The organism is Candidatus Thermoplasmatota archaeon (assembly GCA_029907305.1).
GTDB lineage: Archaea > Thermoplasmatota > E2 > DHVEG-1 > DHVEG-1 > JARYMC01.
This window is the reverse complement of sequence record JARYMC010000081.1, coordinates 1-7,044: the sequence shown is the minus strand read 5'-3', so window position 1 is coordinate 7,044 and position 7,044 is coordinate 1. Positions and strand designations below refer to the sequence as shown.

Here is a 7,044-nt window from a genome sequence, read left to right as displayed (position 1 = left end):
GGTAATCCTGTTGGTTCTGAGAAAACTATTTGTACTGCTGCAAATTCTCAGTGTGAACCATGGGTTGCTTTTGATCCAATTAATCAAAGATATTTGATTGTCTGGGAGGATGGGGAAACAGCGAATAATGGGCCTTTTGATATTTATGCTGGTTTATTTGACAAAGATTTAAACCCGCTAAATGCACCTGTTAAATTAGCTGATGGCAACGCAAATATTGATTATAATTTCCCTTGTGTAGAGTTTTGTACAACTACCCAGCGTTTTCTTGTTACTTGGAATGATGGTGATATAAGTAGTGGTGATTGGTGGGGTAATATCTGGGGGGCTATTTTAGATACATCTGGTAATGTTGTTGTTTCAGATTTTATAATTAGTTATGGTGAGTATATAAGAACTGATATAGTGCCTTATCTGGATACATTATTTTTTGTGACATATAATGGTGGTAGTAAAATTTATGGTAAGTTAGTATCCTCTAACGGTGCTGTTATTACAGGCGATGTTCTTGTTTCTGTTGGGGGAAATGCTGATGCTGACTGGGCGAATGCAGCAGTAGGTGCTGGTAAAATCTTTGTTACATGGGAGGATGAAAGAATTACAAGCTCTTCTTACCCTGATTCATATGGTAATATGTTGAATTTGTTTTTAGCTGGGTCTAGTGTATCAATAGTTGTTGGTACTGAAAAAGAAATTGTTTTAACTGCCCATGTTACTTCTGTTAAAATCCAACCAGGTGATTTAGCTTATTGGGATAAATTTATCGAAGTCTCCTCTGGTAGCGGTATTGTTTTTGATATATTACATGGTGATACCGGCGTAGTTTTACTTCATGGTGTATCAAATGGTTATGACTTATCTGGTTTAACCGCTAAAAAGATTAGGTTGATGGCTACTCTTACAAGAACAAACCCATCTACTACTCCAACGATTGACATGTGGGGTGTAAGCTACTATCCTAATACTCCTCCATATACACCAAGTAACCCAGATCCTGCTAATGGTGCGACAAACGTTGATATCCAAGCTGATTTAAGCTGGTCTGGTGGTGACCCTGATGGTGATCCTGTTACTTATGATGTTTATTTCGGTACAACTAGCTCTCCTCCTAAAGTGGTTAGTAATCAGTCTGGTACAACCTATGATCCTGGTACTCTTAGCTTTGTTACAACCTATTATTGGCGTATTGTTGCTTGGGATAATTATGGTGGTTTTGCTGTTGGTCCTATTTGGAGTTTTACAACTAGGGCTAACAACCCACCATATGTGCCCAGTAATCCTTATCCGCCAAATGGTGCAGTGAATGTTAATTTGAATGCTGATCTTAGCTGGTCTGGTGGTGACCCTGATGGTGATCCTGTTACTTATGATGTTTATTTCGGTACAACTAGCTCTCCTCCTAAAGTGGTTGGTAATCAGTCTGGTACAACCTATGATCCTGGTACCATGAACTATAACACCCTATATTACTGGAAGATAGTATCATGGGATAACTATGGTGCGTCAACAGTTGGTCCTATTTGGAGTTTTACAACAAGGACAAATCATCCACCAAACACACCTAGTAACCCAAGCCCTGCTAACGGGGCAACTAATGTTCCAATAACTGCTGATCTTAGCTGGACTGGTGGTGACCCTGACCCTGGTGATACTGTGGTTTATGATATTTACTTTGGTACAACAAACCCGCCGCCTATTTTAGTCTATGGTCATACGACAACAACTTATGATCTATATACCCTGAACTATAACACCCTATATTACTGGAAGATAGTAGCATGGGATAGCTTTGGGGAATCAACACCTGGCCCTGTGTGGAGTTTTACAACCATCGCAAACAGCCCACCATACACACCAAGCAACCCCAACCCATCTGATGGAGCATCTAATATTGACATCGATGCAATACTCAGTTGGACTGGTGGTGACCCAGATGGTGATCCTGTCACTTATGATGTTTATTTTGGTACTGTAAGTCCACCACCTAAGGTAGTTGGTAATCAAACTTCAACAAGCTATGATCCTCCCGGTGATCTTGCTTTTGGTACCACTTATTATTGGCGTATTGTTGCTTGGGATAATTATGGTGGTTCTGCTGTTGGTCCTATTTGGAGTTTTACCACCCGGTTTAACAACCCGCCGTATACGCCTTACAACCCGTATCCATCAGATGGTGCAACAAATGTTAATTTAAATGTTGATCTTAGCTGGTCCGGTGGTGACCCAGATGGTGATATTGTCACTTATGATGTTTATTTTGGTACCACAACCCCTCCACCAAAAATTGTAGCAAACCAAAGTGCTACAACATATGACCCAGGTATGTTAAACTATGGTACCACATACTACTGGAAGATAGTATCATGGGATAACTATGGTGCATCAACAGTTGGTCCTATTTGGAGTTTTACAACAAAAACCAATAACCCGCCAAACACACCAAGCAATCCAAATCCTGCTAATGGTGCGATAAATGTAGATATCCAAGCTGATTTAAGCTGGACTTGTACCGATCCGGATGGAGACACATTAACTTATGATGTTTACTTTGGTATTGAAAGCCCACCGCCCCTAGTATCTATTGGCCAAACAGAAAAAAAATATGATCCTGGTACAATGAACCATAATACAACATATTACTGGAAGATTATTGCACATGACAATAACGGTGCATCAACAGAGGGCCCTATATGGTATTTCAAAACTATGGAACCATTTAATCACCCACCGAACAGGCCAACGTTGTCATCAGGTAACGAAATAATCCCAGGTTTTATGATTATATCACCAAATGTTGAATACACATTCACAATTATAACTTCTGATTCAGATGGAGACGATGTCTACTACTATATAGACTGGGGAGACACTACCAACACAGGATGGTTTGGCCCATTCCCAACTAGCTATGGACAAACAGTTACACATACATGGACGGTTTCTACGATAATTAAAGTTATCACAGTTGGTTGTAAAGCAAAAGATATCTACGGTGCCGAAAGTGCCTGGGGGAATTTAACACTACTAATTATTAATCTTAATGCACAATCAATCCCAGTTACCAACCAAGTAGTAGTAAATCAACAAAGTGTACAAGTTAACAGTCAGCCTATTATTAACAGCCAACAAGAGATGAACCAAATTAACAATCAACCTATTTTAAATATTAAACAAAAAAATTATCTTATCAAACCAATAATAAAGTAAGATATAGTAAGATATAAATACTATTACTAATAAATATATATGAAGAAGAGGTGAAATTGTAGAATGAAAAAAACAATAATTTTAGTTATAACATTATGTATGATATGTTTTAGCATGTCAAATGCGGTTGCTTCCTATGATCTAGCAGTTAAGGCAACCAAAAAAATTATTACTGAAATAGAATCAGATCAGCTTGTTCAACCTCAGCAACCTGATACAACAACAATGCAAATCCTAAAACAAACAGTAGATAAATATCTGAATATGGATGAATCATTGTACCAACCAGTTAAACAAACACATCAATCTAACCCACAGCCTTCACTAGGCGGCAATGAAATATTTGGTTTATGGATAAACGTGGTTTACAAGGGTCAAAGTTTCCAGAAACAGGTTTCAATTACCCCACAGATGATACGTGGTAAACTCTCAGATCCGAAGTATAGAACTCCTATAAAATTTGATGTAGATGGGGATGGTCTTGCTGAAATTGAAACAGGTTTCGGTTTCTTTAAATACGGTATTGATGAGATTATGCCAGATGGTACTACTAAAAATCATCCAGCATGGGCTGTTGCTTTTGATTTCATGCAGATTGGTGATTGTTTAGATGACCAGATGGCAGAGTTGGAGGTATGGCAGGAGTTCCATGTCAATCTCGATGTAATCAACAACAAACCTATAGATGCCTCATCAGGTTTGATAAATATTATCAAAAATTTTTTAGCGATTTCCAGCCAAAAAACGACATCTAATAACCTGTTAAACCAATTTGTTAACAAACTATTATCTAAATCACCTATTTACCAAAGAGAAAATGTCGGAGTCTATCAAACAGAGGCCCTTGGAACTGTTGGAACTGATGTTGGAAATGATGTTGGAACTGAGCCATATAGTAAAATAGGAACATTGGCTGCTGAAAAAGACTATATTGTTACAAGGGTAGGATATCGTTCACGTCAGGGCCAAAAAATCCCTATGAGATTTGAAAAAACTTTTGCTGTAGGTAAAGATAATATTTTTAGGCCAGCTATTTTTCAGCATGAGATGGATCCAAATGATATCATTGGAACCGCAAAAAACGATGTTTTATTTGCTTTTCAAGCTTGGCAACGTAACATGGATATTCCAACTTATAACATAGAGTTCTGTGTAGAATTTGATCCTGCTTGTTATGTGGTAACACAGCTTATCCCATTATCTGGTAAAACACTTTTTTACTATCATAGTGCATCTAGTGAGCCAACAGATATAACGTTCAGTTCAAATCTTTTAAAAGGTGGTAGTACTGCTGAGGAGGAAAACGCAACTTTTTCATTTACTTTGTCTCTTGATAGTGTACCAAATGAGCTTGTTGGGCCTGGGAAATATATGGCTTTTGATCTTAATATGATCGGTGATCAGAATCCTATTGGTGGGAACTTTATTTATTACGCAAGCCATAAGTTTAATGTCGGTCTTAAACTGAGTTCCCCGTGGTTTGAGCAAAAGATAGCACTTAAGGGTATACCAACATTTGCAGAATTCAAATGGGATCTTGATGCAGATATCACTATTGTCCAAGGTAAGTTGTTATATGTTAATACTGTAGGTTATGCTAGTTTGACTATGAGTAGTAAACTTGATGAAATCGTTATATACTACCCGAAGGCTGATCCAGCTAAAAAAGATGTTACTTGGTTTAGTGTAAAAAGCATACCTACTTCTCGTAGGTTTGAAGCCGGTGCTTCTCTTGAAATAAATAATGGTAGTATGTTGCAGATTGATGCCCTTGGTTATGTTCAACATGACATAAGTAGTTCACTTGGTGATATCACCCTGTTTTATCCAAAGCCTGATCCAGATAATGATCCTGATATGGTTTTCTTCCAAATTCCAAGTGGTAGTTTTGCTAACCATGGGAGAACAAGTATAGAGGGAACAGTTTACGTGGATCCTAACCCAGATAACTTCTTTGTGAATCCTAACAACTATTTCTATGCGAAAGCTGAGAGAACAGCTAGCTCAGATTTCGGTGAAGCAAACTTTTATCTCCCAAATATTGCAGTTCCATTGCTTAAAATATATAACATACCTGGTAACGCATATGGTATGGGCAAGTTTTGGTGGAATCAATTAAAAGGTCATCTACATGCTCAAAGATGGTCTTCATCTGGGCAAAAAGACCCAATAAAACTAAGCCTGGTCTTTGATGATTTACTAATAAGTAATCAACTGAGTATAGGCAATGGTTATATTGATATGGAGGGTAAGATTGCAGAGGACGGTTATTTCAAGTTCGATACTCAAAATGATTTACTAGATAATGCTTTTCAGATAAGTAACTTAGCATCTGGTACCTCTTTATCGATCACCGCAGGCTCTATAGCAGCTGATAACTTCAAGGCAGATTGGGATCTTGATACATCAGGGCCTCAGCTAAAGGTTGAGGATTTAGATTTAAGTGGTAGTCTGAATCTGTTTGAAAACTTCAATGTAAACATAGCTCTCACTGGGAAGAATTGTCATTTCACTGGTACATGGGCGGTTGGTGAATCAGCTGGTTTTGAAATAGATTTTTACCAGGCAGAGCCAACCCAACTGGACTTTAACCTCGATGAGTTAGTTGAGAACTTCAAGTTCCATGGTTATGTGATAATATCGCAACATATTCATTTTGATATCAGCTGGAACTGGAAACAGGGTTCAAGCCCTACAGATTGTGGTTTTTTCACAATAAATGATAACACAAACCAAGCGAATATCCTAGCTATTCAAATCAATGCCACATACAAGGATAGATTTGGTGTTGATATAAGGATTTTAGATGCTAGCCTGTACTTTAAACTAAAATGGTACAAGGAACCTGGTCAGTGGCTGCCGCATGCATGGCTGGAATACTATGTTGGTGGGACAATTGACCATGTATATCTACTATGGGAATATAATTGGTATACCATTGTCGCCTAATTAAATAATAATTTAAGGGAGGAAAAATAAATATGGAGAAAACAAAAAATAAGATATTTAGAAAAATAAGCGTAAGTGTTCTAATCCTTGTTCTGCTAATAATGTCAACAACAGTACAGGGTTTTATTCAACCTAAAAAAATACTTACATCAAAATATACAAAGCCACCAATACCCTCTATACAGCCACTACTGGATGACCCATATTTTACATGGGAGGACCTATTTAACACAGAGGAAAACATAGACCCATATTATTCATATGATTATGAGCTGGTTAATGGCGTAATAAAGATGAAAAACACCTACTCAGTTTGGACTGATCCCTCTTGGAGTAGGATGAAACCTATCCAATTAACAAATAACGTTGGTAACCCTCTTTTAAACTATGCTGTTAAATTGATTATTGATTATGATTCTGATATGCAATCTGATTATGATGATCTTCGTTTTAAACACGAGGGTTCAACAACATGGCTTGATTACTGGATAGAAAGCCAAAGCTCAACTCAAGCAACAGTATGGGTTAAAGTTCCAATGATTCCAACAGGAACAAGCAATATGTACCTGTTTTATGGTAACCCCAGTGCACAAGGTCAAAGTGATTTTTATAGTGTCTTCACAGATTGGACACCGAAAGAATGGAATGATTTTCAGATATCTTTCCATGCAGGAAATGAGGGAGCTTGGGATCCAGATGTTGAATATGGGAATAATAGATTCTTGGTTGCCTGGGAACAGGGAACCACGATTTTTATTCGACAAGACATTAGGGGCGTTATTTACGATGCAAATGGTGCTGTTGTTATTCCAGAGTTTATAATATATTCTGATTATCACCCTATTTATCAATATAGAAATGAGAATCCTTCTATTGCTTTTGGTGGTG

The 7,044-nt window shown here is 37.6% G+C and carries 3 protein-coding genes; all 3 read left to right on the top strand.

Annotated features, from left to right (window positions below):
- Positions 1-3,207: hypothetical protein (locus QHH19_06190; GenBank protein ID MDH7517915.1), on the top strand; the 3,207-nt coding region annotated here is incomplete at its 5' end.
- Positions 3,208-3,270: 63 nt separating this feature from the next.
- Entirely contained in the window at positions 3,271-6,156 is a 2,886-nt protein-coding gene (locus tag QHH19_06185; protein ID MDH7517914.1) for a hypothetical protein, read from the top strand.
- 32 nt (positions 6,157-6,188) lie between these two features.
- Positions 6,189-7,044, top strand: an 856-nt coding sequence (locus tag QHH19_06180) for a DUF2341 domain-containing protein (protein ID MDH7517913.1), incomplete at its 3' end; no start/stop codon positions are given.